At 64.3% G+C, this 19,290-nt stretch carries 21 protein-coding genes; 19 read left to right on the plus strand and 2 right to left on the minus strand.

Annotated elements, in window-relative coordinates:
• The first annotated feature begins 156 nt into the window (after positions 1 to 156).
• The 5 genes from AKN84_RS01715 (at position 157) to AKN84_RS01735 (ending at position 3,900) form a co-directional block, all read left to right on the plus strand.
• Positions 157 to 1,197, plus strand: coding sequence for an alpha/beta fold hydrolase (locus AKN84_RS01715; RefSeq protein ID WP_050419083.1), 1,041 nt, complete (start codon positions 157 to 159; stop codon positions 1,195 to 1,197).
• Between the two features lie 20 nt (positions 1,198 to 1,217).
• Positions 1,218 to 1,727 (plus strand): cytochrome P460 family protein, encoded by a 510-nt coding sequence (locus tag AKN84_RS01720; protein WP_050419033.1) that lies wholly within the window; start codon positions 1,218 to 1,220, stop codon positions 1,725 to 1,727.
• Between the two features lie 99 nt (positions 1,728 to 1,826).
• Positions 1,827 to 2,195: an ArsC family reductase gene (locus AKN84_RS01725; protein WP_128970323.1), complete on the plus strand. Its 369-nt coding sequence runs from the start codon at positions 1,827 to 1,829 to the stop codon at positions 2,193 to 2,195.
• A gap of 235 nt (positions 2,196 to 2,430) precedes the next feature.
• Positions 2,431 to 2,967 (plus strand): TetR/AcrR family transcriptional regulator, encoded by a 537-nt coding sequence (locus tag AKN84_RS01730; protein WP_430649874.1) that lies wholly within the window; start codon positions 2,431 to 2,433, stop codon positions 2,965 to 2,967.
• A gap of 72 nt (positions 2,968 to 3,039) precedes the next feature.
• Positions 3,040 to 3,900, plus strand: a complete 861-nt coding sequence (locus AKN84_RS01735; RefSeq protein WP_050419036.1) for a DMT family transporter — start codon at positions 3,040 to 3,042, stop codon at positions 3,898 to 3,900.
• A gap of 119 nt (positions 3,901 to 4,019) precedes the next feature.
• Here the strand turns inward: AKN84_RS01735 and AKN84_RS47675 are convergent, their stop codons facing one another.
• Entirely contained in the window at positions 4,020 to 4,637 is a 618-nt protein-coding gene (locus AKN84_RS47675; RefSeq protein WP_050419037.1) for a hypothetical protein, read from the minus strand.
• A 456-nt stretch (positions 4,638 to 5,093) separates the two neighbouring features.
• Here AKN84_RS47675 and AKN84_RS01745 point away from each other — a divergent pair, with 456 nt between their 5' ends.
• The 7 genes from AKN84_RS01745 to AKN84_RS01775 all read left to right on the plus strand — a co-directional run bounded on the left by AKN84_RS01745 (position 5,094) and on the right by AKN84_RS01775 (position 11,641).
• Positions 5,094 to 5,849, plus strand: coding sequence for an ABC transporter ATP-binding protein (locus AKN84_RS01745; RefSeq protein ID WP_050419084.1), 756 nt, complete (start codon positions 5,094 to 5,096; stop codon positions 5,847 to 5,849).
• A complete protein-coding gene (locus tag AKN84_RS01750; protein ID WP_050419038.1) occupies positions 5,842 to 6,585 on the plus strand; it encodes an ABC transporter ATP-binding protein in 744 nt (247 codons plus the stop codon). The genes AKN84_RS01745 and AKN84_RS01750 overlap by 8 nt, the downstream gene beginning before the upstream one ends.
• Before the next feature lie 41 nt (positions 6,586 to 6,626).
• Positions 6,627 to 7,847: an ABC transporter substrate-binding protein gene (locus AKN84_RS01755; RefSeq protein ID WP_050419039.1), complete on the plus strand. Its 1,221-nt coding sequence runs from the start codon at positions 6,627 to 6,629 to the stop codon at positions 7,845 to 7,847.
• Positions 7,848 to 7,910: 63 nt separating this feature from the next.
• Positions 7,911 to 8,774, plus strand: coding sequence for a branched-chain amino acid ABC transporter permease (locus AKN84_RS01760; RefSeq protein WP_050406473.1), 864 nt, complete (start codon positions 7,911 to 7,913; stop codon positions 8,772 to 8,774).
• Between the two features lies 1 nt (position 8,775).
• The gene (locus tag AKN84_RS01765; RefSeq protein WP_050419040.1) at positions 8,776 to 9,744 is read left to right on the plus strand and encodes a branched-chain amino acid ABC transporter permease; all 969 of its coding nucleotides are present in this window, start codon (positions 8,776 to 8,778) and stop codon (positions 9,742 to 9,744) included.
• A gap of 147 nt (positions 9,745 to 9,891) precedes the next feature.
• A complete protein-coding gene (locus AKN84_RS01770; protein WP_050419041.1) occupies positions 9,892 to 10,536 on the plus strand; it encodes a DUF47 domain-containing protein in 645 nt (214 codons plus the stop codon).
• Between the two features lie 100 nt (positions 10,537 to 10,636).
• On the plus strand, positions 10,637 to 11,641 hold the full coding sequence (locus AKN84_RS01775; protein ID WP_050419042.1) for an inorganic phosphate transporter: 1,005 nt from the start codon (positions 10,637 to 10,639) through the stop codon (positions 11,639 to 11,641).
• Between the two features lie 60 nt (positions 11,642 to 11,701).
• On the opposite strand, the gene sugE is transcribed toward AKN84_RS01775, so the two are convergent.
• Positions 11,702 to 12,016 (minus strand): quaternary ammonium compound efflux SMR transporter SugE, encoded by a 315-nt coding sequence (gene sugE, locus AKN84_RS01780; RefSeq protein WP_050419043.1) that lies wholly within the window; start codon positions 12,014 to 12,016, stop codon positions 11,702 to 11,704.
• 153 nt (positions 12,017 to 12,169) lie between these two features.
• Here sugE and AKN84_RS01785 point away from each other — a divergent pair, with 153 nt between their 5' ends.
• The 7 genes from AKN84_RS01785 (at position 12,170) to AKN84_RS01815 (ending at position 19,154) form a co-directional block, all read left to right on the plus strand.
• Positions 12,170 to 13,789, plus strand: coding sequence for a peptide chain release factor 3 (locus tag AKN84_RS01785; protein ID WP_050419044.1), 1,620 nt, complete (start codon positions 12,170 to 12,172; stop codon positions 13,787 to 13,789).
• Positions 13,790 to 14,011: 222 nt separating this feature from the next.
• The gene (locus AKN84_RS01790) at positions 14,012 to 14,623 is read left to right on the plus strand and encodes a hypothetical protein (RefSeq protein WP_050419045.1); all 612 of its coding nucleotides are present in this window, start codon (positions 14,012 to 14,014) and stop codon (positions 14,621 to 14,623) included.
• Between the two features lie 81 nt (positions 14,624 to 14,704).
• Entirely contained in the window at positions 14,705 to 15,289 is a 585-nt protein-coding gene (locus AKN84_RS01795) for an NnrU family protein (RefSeq protein ID WP_050419046.1), read from the plus strand.
• Between the two features lie 2 nt (positions 15,290 to 15,291).
• A complete protein-coding gene (gene panB / locus AKN84_RS01800; RefSeq protein WP_050419047.1) occupies positions 15,292 to 16,113 on the plus strand; it encodes a 3-methyl-2-oxobutanoate hydroxymethyltransferase in 822 nt (273 codons plus the stop codon).
• Between the two features lie 10 nt (positions 16,114 to 16,123).
• Positions 16,124 to 17,722, plus strand: a complete 1,599-nt coding sequence (locus tag AKN84_RS01805) for a class I adenylate-forming enzyme family protein (RefSeq protein ID WP_050419048.1) — start codon at positions 16,124 to 16,126, stop codon at positions 17,720 to 17,722.
• A gap of 180 nt (positions 17,723 to 17,902) precedes the next feature.
• Entirely contained in the window at positions 17,903 to 18,559 is a 657-nt protein-coding gene (locus AKN84_RS01810) for a tetratricopeptide repeat protein (protein ID WP_050419049.1), read from the plus strand.
• Between the two features lie 37 nt (positions 18,560 to 18,596).
• Entirely contained in the window at positions 18,597 to 19,154 is a 558-nt protein-coding gene (locus AKN84_RS01815; protein WP_050419050.1) for a hypothetical protein, read from the plus strand.
• Positions 19,155 to 19,290: the final 136 nt, after the last annotated feature.

The following is a 19,290-nucleotide window of genomic DNA, read 5'->3' on the forward strand; positions in this document are numbered from 1 at the left end:
AGAGTCCGGCGGCCGGCGGCTGAGTCCGCGGCGGAACCTAGCACAGGCGGGGCGGAGCCAAAATCAAGACAGCATGAAAGGAAAATCAATGCGATCTGAAAGCGTGCTGTCATGGACCTTGGCATAGTTGGCGGGAACCACACGCAGGAGATCGCCATGTCCCAATCCATCAATCCGCAACGCCGCCGTTTCCTTGGGATCGCAGGTGGGATCCTCGCCGCTTCCAGGCTCGGTTTCATTGGATCTGCCAGCGCGCAGCCCAAGTCGGCAGCGCCCGCGGTCAAGGTCGGCGCGCGCACCTCGATCGGTCCGGTGAAGCAGATCAATGCCGGCGTGCTCGATACCGGCTATGTCGAGATGGGCCCGGCCTCAGGTCCTGCGGTGATCCTGCTGCACGGCTGGCCCTATGACATCCACAGCTATGCCGACGTCGCGCCGGCGCTGGCGGAAGCCGGTTACCGCGTGATCGTGCCGCATCTGCGCGGCTATGGCACCACGCGCTTCCTCTCCAGCGACACGATGCGCAGCGGCCAGCCGGTCGCGGTCGCCGCCGACATCATCGCGCTGATGGACGCCCTGAAGATCGAGAAGGCCGTGCTCGGCGGCTACGATTGGGGCGCGCGCACCGCCAACATCATGGCGGTGCTCTGGCCCGAACGCTGCAAGGCGATGGTGTCGGTCAGCGGTTACCTGATCGGCAGCCAGGCGGCCGGCAAGGTGCCGCTGCCGCCGAAGGCCGAGCTGCAATGGTGGTACCAGTTCTATTTCGCGACCGAGCGCGGCCGCGACGGCTATGCCAAGAACCGGCACGACTTCAACAAGCTGATCTGGCAGCTCGCCTCGCCGCAGTGGCAGTTCGACGACGCCACCTATGACCGCAGCGCTGTTGCCTTCGAGAACCCCGACCATGTCGATATCGTGATCCACAATTACCGCTGGCGGCTCGGCGTTGCCGAGGGCGAGGCGAAGTACGACGCGTTCGAGAAGACGCTGGCGCAGGCGCCCGTCATCGCGATCCCGACCATCACGATGGAGGGCGACGCCAACGGCGCGCCGCATCCGGAGCCTGCAGCCTACGCCAAGAAGTTCTCCGGGCATTACGAGCATCGCCAGTTGCCCGGCGGCATTGGCCACAATTTGCCGCAGGAAGCGCCGCAGGCCTTCGTCCAGGCCATCATCGACGTCAGCAAGGCCTGAGCGAGAGCGGACCGCAGACCATGAGACAGGTTGTGAAATGGGCAGCTGCCGCGATTGCGGCAGCCTGCATCAGCGCGTCATTGCCGTTTGCCGTCGGGCATGCCGATGACAATGCACCGGCATCGCCGATCTTCGGCGTGAAGATTCCCGATGGTTATCGCGACTGGAAGCTGATCGCGGTCGGCGAGGAGACCGGGCTCGACGAGCTGCGCAGCGTGCTCGGTAACGCGACCGCCGTGAAGGCGTATCAGGACGGCGCCGCGCGCTTCCCCGACGGCACCGTGCTGGTGAAGCTGGCCTGGAAACGCAAGCCGGTTGCGGGCCTCAACGGCGCCTTCATCACGGGGCCGGCGACCACTGTCCAGGTCATGGTCAAGGACAGCGCCAAATATGCCGCGACCGGCGGCTGGGGCTTTGGCCGCTTCATCGACGGCAAGCCGGTCGATGCCGCCCAGCACGAGACGTGCTTTGCCTGCCACGAGGCCTACGCCAGCGACCAGGATTTCGTCTTCACGCACTACGCGCGCTGAACGCCCACAATATCGGTGTGGAGACCTGATGGCTCCGATCTGGCGCTGCGATTGCTGCGAGGCTAATTTCCCCGCAGCAATCGCATGTGGGGAACGGCTTTGACCATCACCATCTACGGCATCAAGAACTGCGATACCATGAAGAAGGCGCGCGCCTGGCTCGACGATCACGGCGTCGCCTACGACTTCCACGACTACAAGACCGCTGGCATCGCCAAGGACAAGCTCAAGCAGTGGAGCGAGGAGGTCGGCTGGGAGACGCTGCTCAACCGCGCCGGCACCACCTTCAAGAAGCTGCCCGATGCCGACAAGGAAGGTCTGAACGAGCGCAAGGCGCTGGCGCTGATGGCCGAGCAGCCGTCGATGATCAAGCGGCCCGTGCTCGATCTCGGGCCGAAGCGCGTCGTCGGCTTCAAGCCGGATATCTATGCCAAGGAAGTGCCGGCGAAGGCGCGCAAGAAGGGCTGACGCGTTCGGCGCGAGCCAGGACGTGGACTCATAAACGCCAGCGGGCCGATGTCCGCTTGCGCAGAACAAGCTGATATCGCGATTCACGTTGAAATCGGTCGAAAATGACCCATAGCGGCCCGCTTGATTTAAAGACCAGTTGGTCTATATTTCTTCGATGAGCAACCGAACCTCTGTGCCGTTGCCCCGCGGTCGCCCGCGGAGTTTCGATGAGGACGCTGCCGTCGAACGCGCGATGGGCGTGTTCTGGTCGCGCGGCTATCATGCCACGGCGCTGCCAGATCTGCTTCGTGCGACGAAGCTCTCGCGTGGCAGCCTTTACGCTGCTTTCGGCGACAAGCATTCGCTCTTCCTGCGCGCGCTCGATCGTTACATCGATGATGCCGTGACACGGTTGAATATCGAGCTTGACCCTCGCAAGGACCCGGTAGATGGCCTGCGGGCCTACCTTGCTGGATATGTTGACCGCACGAGCGGTGCCCATGGTCGACGCGGATGTCTGGTGATCGCCACGGCCATGGAACTGGCCGGGCGTGACGCTGACGTCAATCGTCGCATCGCGAACTTCTTCAAAGTCATGGAGGCGCGGGTGGCGGATGCGCTTTCCCGTGCGAAGACAGCGGGCAAGTTAGCCGATGGTGTCGATCCTGCAAATGCTGCCCGCATTCTCGTCTGTTTCGTCGAGGGGCTGCGAGTCATCAGCAAAACGGCGTCCACGGGAGCCATAACGCACGCCGCCGCGGACGCTCTGCTCGATCGTTTCATCAGGTAACCAAGTCCAGGGCCCGTTCTCACAATCGGCTTGTCAATATCTGGACCGATCGGTCGTTTAAAGGAGAATACGATGTCTGCGATCCAGATGGTTTGCGCGGTGGCCGTTCCCTTGCTCTGGGGTTATCAGTTCGTGATCATCAAAATGGGCATTACGGAGTTTCCGCCGTTCTTTTTCCTGGCGCTGCGTTTCTTGGCCACTGCGCTTCTGCTTATTCCGCTGGTCAAAAAGCCGACGCGTGAACAGTTGCGTCCGATCGCAGCTATCTCGTTTTTTCTTGGTGGGTTGAACTTCGGGCTCTTCTACGTGGGTCTTGGGCTCGGCTCGGGAAGCATGACGGCTGTTGCATATTTACTCTCCACGCCCTTCACGGTCCTGTTGGCCTGGCCGCTGCTGGCGGAGAGGCCGTCTCTCACCACTCTCTCCGGGGTGGTGCTTGCATTCGCCGGCGTCCTTGTGCTGAGAGCGGAGCCCGGCCTGTCGGCAAACGGGTTGCCACTGCTGCTGGTGGTCGGAGCCGCCTTCGCATTCGCGGTGTCCAACGTCCTGACCAAACGCTACGGTCCTTTTGACCCCTTGATGTTGATGGGTTGGTCGTCCCTGTTCACGGTGCCGCAGGTCATGTTGATGTCGCTGCTCCTTGAATATGGACAACTGGCGAGCCTCGTTGCTGCGGATGAACGGGGGTGGCTGGCGCTCGCCTACACAATTTTCATCGGAGGAATTGTCGGATTTGGCCTTTGGTTCTGGCTGATCGCTCGCTGCTCGATGGCGCGCGTCGCCCCCTTCGGTCTGCTCCTGCCGGTGTTCGCCTTGATGTCGAGCGCATTGTTCCTTGGCGAGCCGATGACTCCGAAGCTGATTGTTGGTGCGCTGCTGGCGATCTCTGGTGTTGCCTTGACACAGTTTGGACCGAGCGCTCGAACGGCTTGAGCGCGAAAGTTGCGTCGTGGTGAGTTTCCGCTCCTTGCCAAAACCGACATGCCGTGGTCACCCGGCGATGTGCGGTTTTAGGGGGTGGGGCCGACATGGCGGATTTATTAGTACGCGCCCTAGCTCAGTTCGACCGTATCCTGGCTCGCCGCATGATCCATTGGGACGAACCTGCGGTCGATCACCGCGCGCATCGTGACCACCGGGACGGCCCTGGCCTTCACGCCCATCAGATTGTGCAGCCGGAAGCCGCCCTCGATGCTGATCGCCTTGTAGGAGCCCACGATGTGCTCGACGCGGTTGCCGCGTCCGAACGGCAGCAGCAGGCGTTCATAGGAGACATCCTTGCCGTCGGCGTCCGTGACCTCCGCAACGGTGTAGGTCGGACGCTTGCGCACGAGGCAGGCGCGATACGAGAGGATGACGCCGGCATAGCGTTCCGGGCCGATCGCATCATCGAGATAGCGGTTGGCGCGCAGCCGCGGGTCGACATGCTCGTTGCCGTAAGCCGTGGTCAGCCGTGCGCCTTCCTGCGTGATCAGGAAGCGCGCGTCTTCGCCTCCGCCGACCACGTCAAAGCCCATCATGTCGGCGCGCTCGTCGGCGCTGCCTTCGGTGTGGAAATCGCACAGCAGGGGAACAGTGTCAGGCGTGCGCAGCGCGCGCAGCCAGGCGTTCAGCAGCACCCGCTGCGTGATCGATTTGACCACCGATGGATCGGCACTCTTGAATGGCATCGCTAGCCGAAGTGAGGGATGGTTTGGCCGCGGGCACAAAGCCGCAGCCACGTGTTCAGGACATCATGGTGCCGGATCGATCTGACGACCGAGGAATTGGCGCTTTCGAAATACAAGGCTCTAGCCGTTCATCATGCAATGGCCGGGAGTTTCGGCGAGAGGCGGAAATATTCTATGAAAGGGAATGTCCGGAGCAAAACAGCCTTAATGGCGACTTTCCGAGGCGCAAAGCGCGTTCAAATACCATTCGACTAAGGATCAACCGGAACCGGTCGTCTCGATACTGCACCGCACAGCTTTCCACCTTGCGTAACTGCCGCAGATGACGGCATATTCCGGCCCGGAGGCGACAGGCCCCCGGACGGTTTCCAAGACGTACGGACAACCTGTCGAACATGAAAAAAGCTGGCCACGCGGGCGAGGGGCTTCGCGGCGATGGCGTATGGGGGAATCTATTTGGCCGATGAGTTCATCCTCGAAACCAGCGGATTGACCAAGGAATTCGCGGGTTTCTTCGCCGTTCGCGACGTCGCGCTCAAGGTGCGTCGCGGCAGTATCCATGCGTTGATCGGGCCGAACGGCGCCGGCAAGACCACCTGTTTCAATCTGCTGACCAAATTCCTGAAGCCGACGGGCGGGCAGATTCGCTACAAGGGCCAGGACATCACCGCGATGCCGCCGGCCGACGTGGCGCGGCTCGGGCTGGTCCGCTCGTTCCAGATTTCGGCGGTATTTCCGCATCTGACCGCGCTCGAGAACGTGCGCGTCGCGCTGCAGCGCCAGCACGGCTCGTCATTCGATTTCTGGCGTTCGAAGAGCGTGCTCGACCGCTTCAATCCGCGCGCCCATGAACTTCTGAACGACGTCGGCTTGAGCGAGTTCGCCAACACGCCGGCGGTCGAGATGCCGTACGGCCGCAAGCGCGCACTTGAAATTGCAACGACGCTCGCGCTCGACCCCGAGATGATGCTGCTCGACGAACCGATGGCCGGCATGGGCCACGAGGACATCGACAAGATCGCGGCGCTGATCAAGCGGATCTCCGCCAAATACACCATCCTGATGGTCGAGCATAACCTCTCGGTGGTGGCCAACCTCTCCGACATCATCACCGTGCTGACGCGCGGGCAGGTGCTGGCCGAGGGCAATTACGCCGACCTCTCCAAGGACGAGCGCGTGAAGGAAGCCTATCTGGGAGCGGGGCATGGCTGAGGCAAAACTGGCGGAGAGGCCCGTGGCTGCGGCCGGCGCCGAGGTGCTGACGGTCAACGATCTGCAGGCCTGGTACGGCGAATCGCACATTCTTCACGGCATCAATTTCAACGTCAGGGCAGGCGAGGTGGTGACGCTGCTCGGCCGCAACGGCGCCGGCAAGACCACGACGCTGAAGTCGATCATGGGCGTGATCGGCAAGCGCTCCGGCTCGATCCGCTTCGACAACAAGGAGATCATCCGCGCCACCTCCGACCGCATCGCGCGGCTCGGCATCGCATTCTGCCCCGAGGAGCGCGGCATCTTCTCCAGTCTCGACGTACGCGAGAATCTGCTGCTGCCGCCGGTGGTGCGACCGGGCGGCCTGCCGCTCGACCAGATCTTCACGCTGTTTCCGAACCTGAAGGAGCGTCTCACCAGCCAGGGCACGAAGCTCTCGGGCGGCGAGCAGCAGATGCTGGCGATTGCGCGCATCCTGCGCACCGGTGCGCGCTTTTTGATGCTGGACGAGCCGACCGAAGGGTTGGCGCCGGTCATCATCCAGCAGATCGGGCACACCATTGCGCGCCTGAAGTCGCAGGGCTTCACGATCCTGTTGGTCGAACAGAATTTCCGTTTCGCCTCGACCGTTGCCGACCGCTACTACATCGTCGAGCACGGCAAGGTGATCGACGGCTTCGCGAATTCCGAGCTGTCGGCCAACATGGACAAGCTTCATACCTATCTCGGCGTCTGATTTCGCCCGAGCCAGAAAATTTAAAGACTGAGGGAATCCCCATGAAGAACACGATTTCTGCGCTTCTGCTCGGCACCGCGATCGCGCTCAGCGTCGCGAGCATTGCCTCCGCCGACGACAAGGTCGTCAAGATCGGCGTGTTGTCGGATCAGTCCGGCCTCTACGCGGACCTCGCGGGTCCCGGCTCGACGCTGGCGGCCCAGATGGCGATCGAGGATTCCGGCCTCAAGGCCAAGGGCTGGACCATCGACCTGATCTCCGGCGATCACCAGAACAAGCCCGATATCGGCACCACCATTGCCCGCCAGTGGTTCGACGTCGACAAGGTCGACACCGTCGTCGACGTGCCGAATTCCGGCGTCGCGCTCGCGGTCAACAACGTCGTCAAGGAGAAGAACGGCGTCTACATCAATTCGGGCGCTGCGACCTCGGACCTCACCAACGCGCAGTGCTCGCCGAACACCGTGCACTGGACTTACGACACCTATATGCTCGCGCACGCCACCGGCCAGGCGCTGGTGAAGGCGGGCGGGGACACCTGGTTCTTCCTGACTGCAGACTACGCGTTCGGCGCGGCGCTGGAGCGTGATACCACCGCGGTTGTCACCGCCAATGGCGGCAAGGTGGTCGGCGGCGTCAAGCATCCGCTCAACACCGCGGACTTCTCCTCGTTCCTCCTGCAGGCGCAGGCCTCCAAGGCCAAGATCATCGGCCTTGCCAATGCCGGCGGCGACACCACCAACTCGATCAAGCAGGCGGCCGAGTTCGGCATCGTCAAGGGCGGCCAGAAGCTCGCCGCGCTCTTGCTGTTCCTCACCGACGTCAAGGCGATCGGCCTCGAGACCGCGCAGGGCCTGAACTTCACCGAGACGTTCTACTGGGACCTCAACGACAACACCCGGGCGTTCTCGAAGCGCTTCTCGGCGCGGATGAAGAACAGCGCGCCCCCGACCATGGTGCAGGCCGGCGTCTATGCGGGGCTGATGCATTACTTCAAGGCGCTGGAAGCGCTCGGCGGCAATCCGCATGACGGCGCCAAGGTGGTCGCGAAGATGAAGACGATCCCGACCGACGATCCGCTGTTCGGCAAGGGCGAGGTCGAGGCCAACGGCCGCGTCACGCACGACGCCTATCTGTTCGAGGTGAAGAAGCCCTCGGAGTCCAAGGGACCGTGGGACTTCTACAAGCTGGTCGGCACCGTGCCGGGGAACCAGGCCTTCACGCCGCTCGACAAGAGCACCTGCGCGCTTCTGAAGAAGTGACGATCATGCCCGCCGCCGCGCGCGTGGCCGGCGGGCTTCATCTATCCAGCGAAAGCTCATTCGATGCAGGCTCTCTACGCACAGCTTCTGGTGGGACTGATCAACGGCTCGTTCTACGCGCTGCTCAGTCTGGGGCTCGCCGTCATCTTCGGCATGCTCAACATCATCAATTTCGCGCACGGCGCGCTCTACATGATGGGCGCCTTCGTGGCGTATTTCCTGCTCAATCTGGGCGGCATCAACTACTGGTGGGCGCTGCTCATCGCACCTGTCATCGTCGGCATCTTCGGCATGATCCTCGAACGGACCATGCTGCAATGGCTGGCCGGGCTCGACCATCTCTACGGACTGCTGCTGACGTTCGGCATCGCGCTGATCGTGCAGGGCGTGTTCCAGAACTATTTCGGCTCCTCCGGCCTGCCTTACTCAATCCCGGATCAGCTCAAGGGCGGCGTCAACCTTGGCTTCATGTTCCTGCCGATCTATCGCGGCTGGGTCGTGATCTTCTCGCTGGTGGTGTGCCTTGCCACCTGGTTCCTGATCGAGAAGACGCAGCTCGGCGCTTACTTGCGCGCCGCCACCGAGAATCCGACGCTGGTACGCGCCTTCGGCATCAACGTGCCGCGCATGATCACGCTGACCTACGGGCTCGGCGTCGGCCTTGCCGCGCTTGCCGGCGTGCTGTCGGCGCCGATCAACCAGGTCCGCCCGCTGATGGGCGCCGATCTCATCATCGTGGTGTTCGCGGTGGTCGTGATCGGCGGCATGGGCTCGATCATGGGCTCGATCATCACCGGCTTCGCGCTCGGCGTGATCGAGGGACTGACCAAGTATTTTTATCCCGAAGCCTCCAACACCGTGGTGTTTGTCCTGATGGTGGTGGTGTTGCTGGTGAAGCCAACGGGACTGACGGGACGGGCGGCCTGATATGTCAGCATTGACCGACGATACACTTCCGATGACGCCGCGCGCGATGCGCGACGAGATGATCGTATTCGCCGTGATGGCGGCGCTGCTGGCGGTGGTGCCGTTCACGGGGATCTATCCGTTCTTCGTGATGCAGGCGCTGTGCTTTGCGCTGCTCGCCTGCGCCTTCAACCTGCTGATCGGCTATGGCGGCCTGCTGTCGTTCGGCCACGCCATGTTCCTCGGCACCGCCGGCTACGTTTCGGCGCATGCGCTGAAGGTGTGGGGGCTGCCGCCGGAGCTCGGCATCGTGGTCGGCACCGCCGCGGCGGCCCTGCTCGGCCTCGCCACCGGCTACATCTCGATCAAGCGGCAGGGCATCTACTTCTCGATGATCACGCTGGCGCTGTCGCAGCTGCTCTACTTCCTCTATCTGCAGGCGCCGTTCACCCACGGCGAAGACGGCATCCAGGGCATCCCGCAGGGCCATCTGTTCGGGATCTTCGATCTCTCGAAACCGTTGGTGCTCTATTACGTCGTGCTGGCCGGCTTCCTCGCCGGCTTCCTCTTGATCTACCGCACCATCAACTCGCCGTTCGGCGAGGTACTGAAGTCGATCCGCGAGAACGAGCCGCGCGCGATCTCGCTCGGCTACAAGACCGACCAATACAAGCTGCTGGCCTTCATCCTGTCGGGCACGCTGGCGGGCTTTGCCGGCTCGCTCAAGGTGTTCGTGGCGCAGAACGCTTCGCTGACCGACGTGCACTGGTCGATGTCCGGTGAGATCGTGCTGATGACGCTGGTCGGCGGCCTCGGCACCATCTTCGGCCCGGTGGTCGGCGCATTCGTGATCATCGCCATGCAGCAGTATCTCGCTGGTTTCGGCCAGTGGGTGACGGTGATCCAGGGCGTGATCTTCGTGTCCTGCGTGCTGCTGTTCCGGCGCGGCCTGGTGGGTGAGCTGGCTCACCTGCTGCGGCGGTCGCTGTAGGGCAGGGGCCCCGCGGCTTGTCTCCGACATAGCAGTGGATGACCGCCCGTTCGGGCGGCCAAGCTGCTGCGCATTCAGCGCAATTTGTTCTATGACAGTTTTGTGATGGTCGCTAAAAGGGCCGTCCCGAAACGATGGAACTGAGACATGCTGCGCTGGTTTCGCGCCTTTCTGCCCAAGGAAGAGCGATTTTTCGACCTGTTCGCCCGCCACGCCCAGACTTCCGTGCAGTGCGCGAAGGCCTTGCAGGACATGCTGAGGGGGGGCGAGGAGACCCCGGTCTTCTGCCAGCGCGTCAATCAGTTCGAGAACGACGCCGATAGCGTCACCCGCGAGGTGCTGACCGCGGTTCGCCGCACCTTCATCACTCCGTTCGACCGCGGCGACATCAAGAACCTGATCACCGCGATGGACGACGCGGTCGACCAGATGCAAGCGACCGCAAAGGCGGTGATGCTGTTCGAGGTGCGCGAGTTCGAGCCGCCGATGCGCGAGATGGGTGGCCTGATCGTCGAATGCGCCAATCTGGTCGGCCGCGCGCTGCCCCTGCTGCAGGCGATCGGCCAGAACGTCTCGATGCTGACCCAGATCACCGAAGAGCTGACCAAGCTCGAGGGCCGGGTCGACGATCTCCAGGACATCGGGCTCAAGGAGCTGTTCCTGAAGCATCGCGACGCCAACACGATGGACTTCATCGTCGGCGCGGAGATCTACGATCACCTCGAGAAAGTGGCCGACCGTTTCGACGACGTCGCCAACGAGATCAACTCGATCGTGATCGAGCAGGTATGAGCATGATTCGGAAAAGTGTGCAGCGGTTTTCCCTGCGACAAACGCGAAGCGTTTGCGCGGAGATCATGCTCAAAGAACAACAATAGAGCGGGGCCATCACGTGGACGCCGCGCTGGGCCTTCCGGTTCTTACCATCCTGATCGCGGTCGCGCTGCTGTTCGACTTCCTGAACGGCCTGCATGATGCCGCCAACTCGATCGCGACCATCGTCTCGACCCGCGTGCTGCGGCCGCAATACGCGGTGTTCTGGGCGGCTTTCTTCAACTTCGTCGCCTTCGCGGTGTTCGGCCTGCATGTTGCCAACACGATCGGCACCGGGATCATCGATCCGTCGGTGGTGGATGCGACCGTGATCTTCGCCGCGCTGGTCGGCGCGATCGCCTGGAACGTGATCACCTGGGCGCTGGGCATTCCCTCGTCGAGCTCGCACGCCCTGATCGGCGGCCTGGTCGGCGCCGGCATGGCGAAGGCAGGCATTTCGGCTGCGGTGTGGAGCGGGCTCACCAAGACCTTGCTCGCGATCGTGCTGTCGCCGCTGGTCGGCTTTCTCTTGGCGCTGGTGCTGGTTGCGATCGTGTCCTGGCTCTCAGTGCGCTCGACGCCATTCGCGGTCGATCGCGCCTTCCGCATCCTGCAATTCGCCTCGGCGTCGCTCTATTCGCTCGGCCATGGCGGCAATGATGCGCAGAAGACCATGGGCATCATCGGCGTGCTGCTCTACTCGCAGGGCCATCTCGGCGACACCTTCGAGATCCCGTTCTGGGTCGTGCTGGCCTGCCAGAGCGCGATGGCGCTGGGCACGCTGATGGGGGGCTGGCGGATCGTCCGCACCATGGGACTGCGGATCACCAAGCTGACGCCGATGCAGGGGTTCTGCGCCGAGACCGGCGGCGCCGTGACGCTGTTCTTGGCGACCTATCTCGGAGTTCCCGTATCGACCACCCATACCATCACCGGCGCCATCGTCGGCGTCGGCGCCGCGCGGCGGCTCTCCGCCGTGCGCTGGAACGTGGCGAGCTCGATCGTCTATGCCTGGGTGATCACGATCCCGGCGTCGGCCGCGGTCGCCGCCGCGACCTATTGGGTTGTGCAGATTCTTAAGTAGCGTTTTCGAGCGAAGTGGGAGCCGGTTCGCGGCAAGAAAACGCGTCCCAAAAAGGAGTAATCAGCCGACGAGCTTCAGCCCGACGATGCCGGACACGATCAGCCCGATGCTGGCAAGCCGCATCGCGGTCGCCGGTTCGCCGAGCAGGATGATGCCGAGCGCCGCGGTGCCGACCGCGCCGATCCCGGTCCAGACCGCGTAGGCGGTTCCAATCGGCAGCGTCTTCAGCGCCAGGCCGAGCAGGATGATGCTGCCGGCCATTGCGGCGAGCGTCAGCACCGACGGCACCAGCCGCGAGAAGCCCTCGGTGTATTTCAGCCCGATCGCCCAGCCGATCTCGAGCAGGCCAGCGGTGAACAGAATGGCCCAAGCCATCACGAACCCTCCAGATAAGGCAGGGTCGTCCCCGCGGGTGGTATGGTGAGAAGAAGGTCGTCCCTCGCGTCCCCATATGGGGATGGTGCGGCCACGCCGCATTGCGACAAATCGCCCTTGATTGCGCCCGTTTTCCCTGCCAAATGCCCCGCCATGTCCGACATCTCAGTTTCAGCCGAATCGCCGTCCCGCTCGCCGCTTTCCGAGGAAGTGGCGCGCCGGCGCACCTTTGCGATCATCTCGCACCCGGACGCCGGCAAGACCACGCTGACGGAAAAGCTGCTGCTGTTCGGCGGCGCCATCAATCTCGCGGGCCAGGTCAAGGCCAAGGGCGAGCGGCGCAACACGCGTTCGGACTGGATGAAGATCGAGCGCGAGCGTGGCATCTCGGTCGTGACCTCGGTGATGACCTTCGAGTTCAACGAGCTCGTGTTCAACCTGCTGGACACGCCGGGCCACGAGGACTTCTCGGAAGACACCTATCGCACGCTGACCGCGGTCGACTCCGCCGTCATGGTGATCGACGCCGCCAAGGGCATCGAGGCGCGCACCCGAAAACTGTTCGAGGTGTGCCGGCTGCGCGACATCCCGATCATCACCTTCATCAACAAGATGGATCGCGAGAGCCGCGATACGTTTGAGCTTCTGGACGAGATCGAGAAGACGCTGGCGCTCGACACCACGCCGATGACCTGGCCGGTCGGCCGCGGCCGCGACTTCCTCGGCACCTATGACGTCGTCAATGGCGGCGTGCGGCTGCTCGAGGGCGGCGGCGCCAAGACCGGCGCCACCGAGCAGATCGACATCGCCGATCTCGGCAGGCGCAACCCCAATCTCGACGTCGCCGAGGTCAAGGACGAGCTCGCGCTGGCGTCGGAAGCCTGCAAGCCGTTCGAGCTCGCGGCGTTCCGCGAGGGCCATCTGACGCCGGTCTATTTCGGCAGCGCGCTGCGCAATTTCGGCGTCGGCGACTTGCTCGAAGGTCTCGGCAAGTTCGCGCCGGCGCCGCGCGCGCAGGATTCCGATCTGCGCAAGGTCGAAGCGGCGGAGCCGCGGATGAGCGCGTTCGTGTTCAAGATCCAGGCCAACATGGATCCGAACCATCGCGACCGCATCGCCTTCGCCCGGCTGTGCTCGGGCAAGCTCAGCCGCGGTATGAAGGCCAAGCTGGTGCGCACCGGCAAGAACATGAGCCTGTCGAGCCCGCAATTCTTCTTCGCGCAGGACCGCTCGGTGGCCGACGAGGCCTTTGCCGGCGACGTTGTCGGCATTCCCAATCACGGCACCTTGCGGATCGGCGATACGCTCACCGAGGGTGAGGATCTGACCTTCGTCGGCGTGCCGAGCTTTGCGCCGGAAATCGTCCGCCGCGTTCGCCTCACCGATGCGATGAAGGCGAAGAAGCTCAAGGAAGCCTTGCAGCAGATGTCGGAGGAGGGCGTCGTGCAGGTGTTCCGCCCGCGCGACGGCGCACCGGCGCTGGTCGGCGTGGTCGGCCCGCTGCAGCTCGACGTGCTGAAGGCGCGGCTCGACGCTGAATACTCGCTGCCGGTCGAGTTCGAGGTCTCTGAATTCTCGCTGGCGCGCTGGATCTCTTCCGACGATCGCAAGGCGCTCGACGCTTTCATCGCCGCCAACAATTCCGGCATCGCCGACGACGTCGACGGCGATCCGGTGTTCATGGCCAAGAACGAGTTCTATCTCGGCTACACCCGCGAGCGCGCCGAGGGCATCACCTTCTCCAACGTCAAGGACGTCAAGAAGAAGGCGTAGTTGCCACATACTCAGTGTCGTCCCCCGGCTCGACCGGGGGACCCAGTACGCCGCGGCTTATCCGCTAATCACCGCTGTCTCTGGAATACTGGATCGTCCGGTCGAGCCGGGCCGATGACAGCGGGGGCGTGGCGAGAAAAGCGCGAGGACGTGAACCGGCCCCGCTTGCTCCGCTCCGGCCGCGGTACCATTTTCCCCGGAGCGCATCCCGGGTCCAACCGCATGTTCCGACGCGTTGCCATCTGCCTCGCTTTTGCCGTGCTGGCCATCGGCCTTGCCGGCAGCGCCTTTGCGCGGCAGCGGCACCAGACGAACCCGGTGCCGTTCGCACACACGCCCTGCAGCGTGCTCGACAACGGGCCCTGCATCCCGTCCTACTGCAGTGTGCTCAATCACGGGCCGTGCCTGCCCGAAATCGATTATCCGTACGGCGAAAATCTCCAGCTTACGATCCTGACCGTGCCGCCCGAGGGGCAGGCCGAGAAGTATCGCAAGCCGGATCATGATCTCGATACCATCGGCGATTTGTTCGCGGCGCTGCGAGCCTGCTGGGCGCCGCCGCCGCCCGACGATGCGCGCGAGGGCATGCAGATGTCGGTGCGCTTCAGCTTCAAGCGATCAGGCGAGATGATCGGCACGCCGCGCCTGACGTTTTCGACGCGGGGCATCCCGGCCGATACCCGCACCACCTACCTCAACGCGATCAATGCCTCGCTCGATGCCTGCCTGCCGCTGAAATTCACCGGTGGGTTGGGCGGCGCGCTCGCCGGCCGCCCGATCATGATCCGCTATGTCGACAACCGCGAATTGGCCAAGCCGGCGGGTAATCCATGATCCGCCACCCGGCGTGACGGATTGCGTCCCGCCCGGCGAAGATGTTACGCGAAGGCATTAGTCGATCAGGGGAGGAACATCGTGGGACTGCTCGTCATGATCCTGGGTCTCGTGCTGTTCCTCGGCATCCACGTGCTGAGCAGCCTGCGCGACCTGCGCGGTAGTATCGTCAATGCGATGGGCGAGGGCGCCTACAAGGGCGTCTATTCGCTGGTGTCGTTCGCCGGCCTCGGTCTGATCATCTGGGGTTTCGGCCACTACCGCGCGACCGGATGGATCGACGTCTGGACGCCGCCGACCGCGTTCAAGCACGTCGCGGTGGCCTTGATGCTGCCCGCCGTCATCCTCGTCGTCGCCTCCTATATCCGCGGCCGGATCTACACCACGCTGAAGCACCCGATGCTGGCGGGCGTGAAGCTGTGGGCGTTCGCGCATCTGCTTGCCAATGGCGACCTCGGTTCGATCATCCTGTTCGGCTCGTTTCTCGGCTGGGCGGTCTATGACCGCATCTCGCTGAAGCGCCGCGCGGATGCAGGCGCGCCGCCGATCCCGGTGGGCGGCCCGACCAACGACCTGATCGCGATCGCGGTCGGTGTCATCGCATATCTGGCGCTGGCGTTTGCGTTCCACCCGGTCGTGATCGGCGTGCCTGTCATGGGAGCCTGACAATGTCTGTTCAATCCACCATCAAGCGCAAGACCGCGCCCGATCTGCGCGCCCGCAAGAACGGCGAACCGATCGTGATGCTGACGTCCTATCACGCGCACACCGCCGCGCTGGTCGACAAGCATTGCGACGCCATCCTGGTCGGCGATTCCCTCGGCAACGTCATGCACGGCTTCGAGACCACGGTGCCGGTCACTCTCGACATGATGATCCTGCAGGGCCGCGCTGTCATGCGCGGCTCGCAGGCTGCGCTCGTCGTGGTGGACATGCCGTTCGGCTCCTATGAAGGCTCGAAGGAGCAGGCGTTTCAGTCCGCGGTGCGGATCATGAAGGAAACGCTGTGCGGCGCGGTCAAGCTCGAGGGCGGCGCGCGGATGGCCGAGACGGTCGCGTTCCTGTCCGAGCGCGGCATTCCCGTGATGGGCCATATCGGCCTGACGCCGCAGTCGATCAACACGCTCGGCTCGTTCCGCGCGCAGGGCCGCGAGGAAGACAGCTGGGCGCCGATCGAGAACGACGCCAGGGCGATCGCGGAAGCCGGCGCCTTCTCGATCGTGGTCGAGGCGGTCGCCGAGCCCTTGGCGCGCAAGATCACGCAATCGATCGGTGTCCCCACCATCGGCATCGGCGCAAGTGCTGCCTGCGACGGCCAGGTGCTGGTGCTGGAGGACATGCTCGGCCTGTCGCCGCGCGCGCCGAAATTCGTGCGCCGCTATGGCAATCTCGGACCGATGATCGAGGAGGCGGTCGCGGGCTATGCGCGCGACGTGAAGAGCCGCGCCTTCCCGGGGCCGGAGCACGTCTACGGCATGAAGAAGAGCTGACGAGGCGCGCATGGACTGGTCGCAACACGCACTTCCGCCGATGCGGCTCGAGCCCAGGTTCGGCGACCGCGTCGTGCCGGCCTTCCCGGAGCGGCCGGCCAGCCTGTGGGCGATGATCGCGGACGCGGTCGCGCGGAACGGCGACGGCGAGGCGCTGGTCTGCGGCGCGACGCGCCTGACGTGGCGCGAGGTCGCCGAGCAATCGGCCAGGGTCGCGGCGGGCTTTGCCCGGCTCGGCCTCGTGCCCGGTGACCGTGTCGCCATCCTGCTCGGCAACCGCATCGAATTCGTGCTGACGATGTTCGCCGCCGCCCATGCCGGGCTGGTGACGGTGCTGCTCTCGACCCGCCAGCAGAAGCCCGAGATCGCTTATGTGCTGAACGATTGCGGCGCGAAATGTCTGGTCCACGAGGCCACGCTTGCCGATCGCATCCCCGACGCCGCCGATATTCCAGGCCTTGCGCATCGTGTTTCGGTGAGCGACGACAGCACGTCGCAATTCATCGCGTTGCGGGACAATGCTCCGGCCCAGGCGCCGGCGGAGGTGAGGGAAGAGGACACCGCGATGATCCTCTACACCTCGGGCACCACGGGCCGGCCGAAGGGCGCGATGCTCGCCCATTGCAACATCATCCACTCCTCGATGGTGTTCACCTCGTGCCTGAAGCTGACGCAAGGCGATCGCTCGATCGCGGCGGTGCCACTCGCGCATGTCACCGGCGCGGTCGCCAACATCACGACGATGGCGCGTTGCGCCGGCGCGCTGATCATCATGCCGGAGTTCAAGGCGGCTGAGTATCTGAAGGTCGCGGCGCGCGAGCGCGTCACCTACACGGTGATGGTGCCGGCGATGTACAATCTCTGCCTGATGCAGCCGGATTTCGACAGCTACGATCTGTCGAGCTGGCGCATCGGCGGTTTCGGCGGCGCGCCGATGCCGGTTGCGACCATCGAGAAGCTCGACGCCAAGATCCCCGGACTGAAGCTCGCCAATTGCTACGGCGCGACCGAGACCTCGTCGCCCTCGACCCTGATGCCGGGCGAACTCACCGCAACCCATATCGACAGCGTCGGCCTGCCGTGTCCCGGCGCCGAGATCGTCGTGATGGGCGCCGACGGCCGCGAGGTGCCGCGCGGCGAGATCGGCGAACTCTGGATCTGCAGCGCCTCCGTCATCAAGGGCTACTGGAATAATCCGAAGGCGACCCAAGAGAGCTTCACCGCCGGGTTCTGGCACTCCGGCGATCTCGGTTCGATCGACGCCGACAATTTCGTTCGCGTGTTCGATCGCCAGAAGGACATGATCAACCGCGGCGGCCTGAAGATCTATTCCGCCGAGGTCGAGTCGGTGCTGGCCGGCCACCCGGCCGTGGTCGAGAGCGCGATCATCGCAAAGCCGTGCCCGGTGCTCGGCGAGCGCGTGCACGCCGTGATCGTGACCCGCAATGACGTCAACGCGGAGAGCCTGCGCGCCTGGTGCGCCGAGCGGCTGTCGGACTACAAGGTGCCGGAGACGATGGCGCTGACCTCAGAGCCCTTGCCACGCAACGCCAATGGCAAGGTGATCAAGCGCCAGCTCAGGGAGAGCCTGACTGCGGCAGGAGCGTGAACTGGGGAGCCCACGCAGTCCCGCCGTGGCCGCGACAAACTTCCCCGGTTAACGCTTTGATCCGCCTCGCTTTGCCTTGCCTCCGCCACACCGTTAGGGTAACGCCGCCGCGGTGTGGGGATCGGGTAGGGGCCAGGCTCCACCCAGATTCGCGGTCCCGAGGGGATGGGATAGCTTTAAGTGTCTGAATTATTTGACGAAGTAGACGAGGAAGTCCGTCGCGATCAGCTCAAGAAGCTGTGGGACAAGTACTCGATCTTTATCATCGCGCTGGCGGTCCTGGTGATCGCCGGCGTCGGTGGCTGGCGCGGCTACCAATATCTCGAGGCCAAGAAGGCCGCCGAGGCCGGTGCGGCGTTCGACCGCGCCATCGAGCTGTCGGACCAGAGCAAGCACGCCGAGGCCGAGGCCGCCTTTGCCGATTTGATCACCAAGGCGCCGTCCGGGTACCGCAACCTGGCGCGGCTGCGCATGGCTGCCGAGGTCGCGACCCGCGATCAGCCGGCCGCCGCGAAGCTCTATGACGAGATCGCAGCCGACCGCAGCGTCGGCGGTCCCGAGCAGGATCTGGCGCGGATCCGCGCCGCGCAGCTCGTGATGGACACCACGACCTATCCGAACATGCTGCAACGGCTCGAGGCGACGGCAACGTCGAAGGATTCGACGTTCCGTCATTCCGCGCGCGAGTTGCTGGCGCTGTCGGCGTGGCACGCCAACGATGCCACCGCCGCGCGCAAGTGGCTCGACCAGATTGCCAATGACGGCGAGACGCCGCCGAGCATGCGCTCGCGCGCCGAAGCGCTGCAGGCCCTGTTGCCGCCGGTCGCGAAAAGCTGAGCTGGCGCGAAACCCGAGTTTGAGTGAGAGATCGACCATGCGCCGCTCGCAACGCCTGATCGCAGCCGCAGTTCTGACCGCGCTATGCAGCGCGCTGGCAGGCTGCGGCGGTGGCGGCATGGCCAATTTCGACCCCAGCGATTTGCTCGACTTCCTCGACACCAAGAAGAAGCTGCAGGGCGACCGCAAGCCGGTCTTCCCCGAAGGCGTGCCCGGCCTCGAGCAGGGCGTGCCGAAGGAATTGTACAAGGGCTCGCAGCAGGAGCAGCTCGACCAGCAGAACGCTGCGGCCGCGGCCGCCGCCCAGCCGGCTCCGCCACCGGAGCCGCCGAAGGGCGCCAAGAAGCACGCCAAGCGCACCGCTCCATCAGCGGATCAGGCAGCAGCGCCCGACGCCGCGACCGAGGAGGGCGCCCCTGCCGCGGTGCCGCCGGATCCGAAGCCGAAGAAGATCGTCCGCCGCCGCACCACGGCACCGCCGGCCGACGACCAGCAGGCGCAGCCTGCGGCACCGGCCCAGCAGCAGACCCAGACCACGCAACAATCCGGCGGCGCGTTCCCCGCGCCGCTACCGAGCGGCGGATTTAGCCGCTAGTCACAAGCAGGATTCCACCTCGCCCCGCCTGTGGGGAGAGGTCGAATTCAAGCACAGCTTGAATTCCGGGTGAGGGGGAGTCTCCACGAACTCACGATTTGCGGTGTTCGCGGAGACAGCCCCTCACCCCAACCTC

Origin of the sequence: Bradyrhizobium tropiciagri (assembly GCF_001189845.1) — a bacterium.
In the GTDB taxonomy this organism is placed as follows: Bacteria; Pseudomonadota; Alphaproteobacteria; order Rhizobiales; family Xanthobacteraceae; genus Bradyrhizobium; species Bradyrhizobium tropiciagri.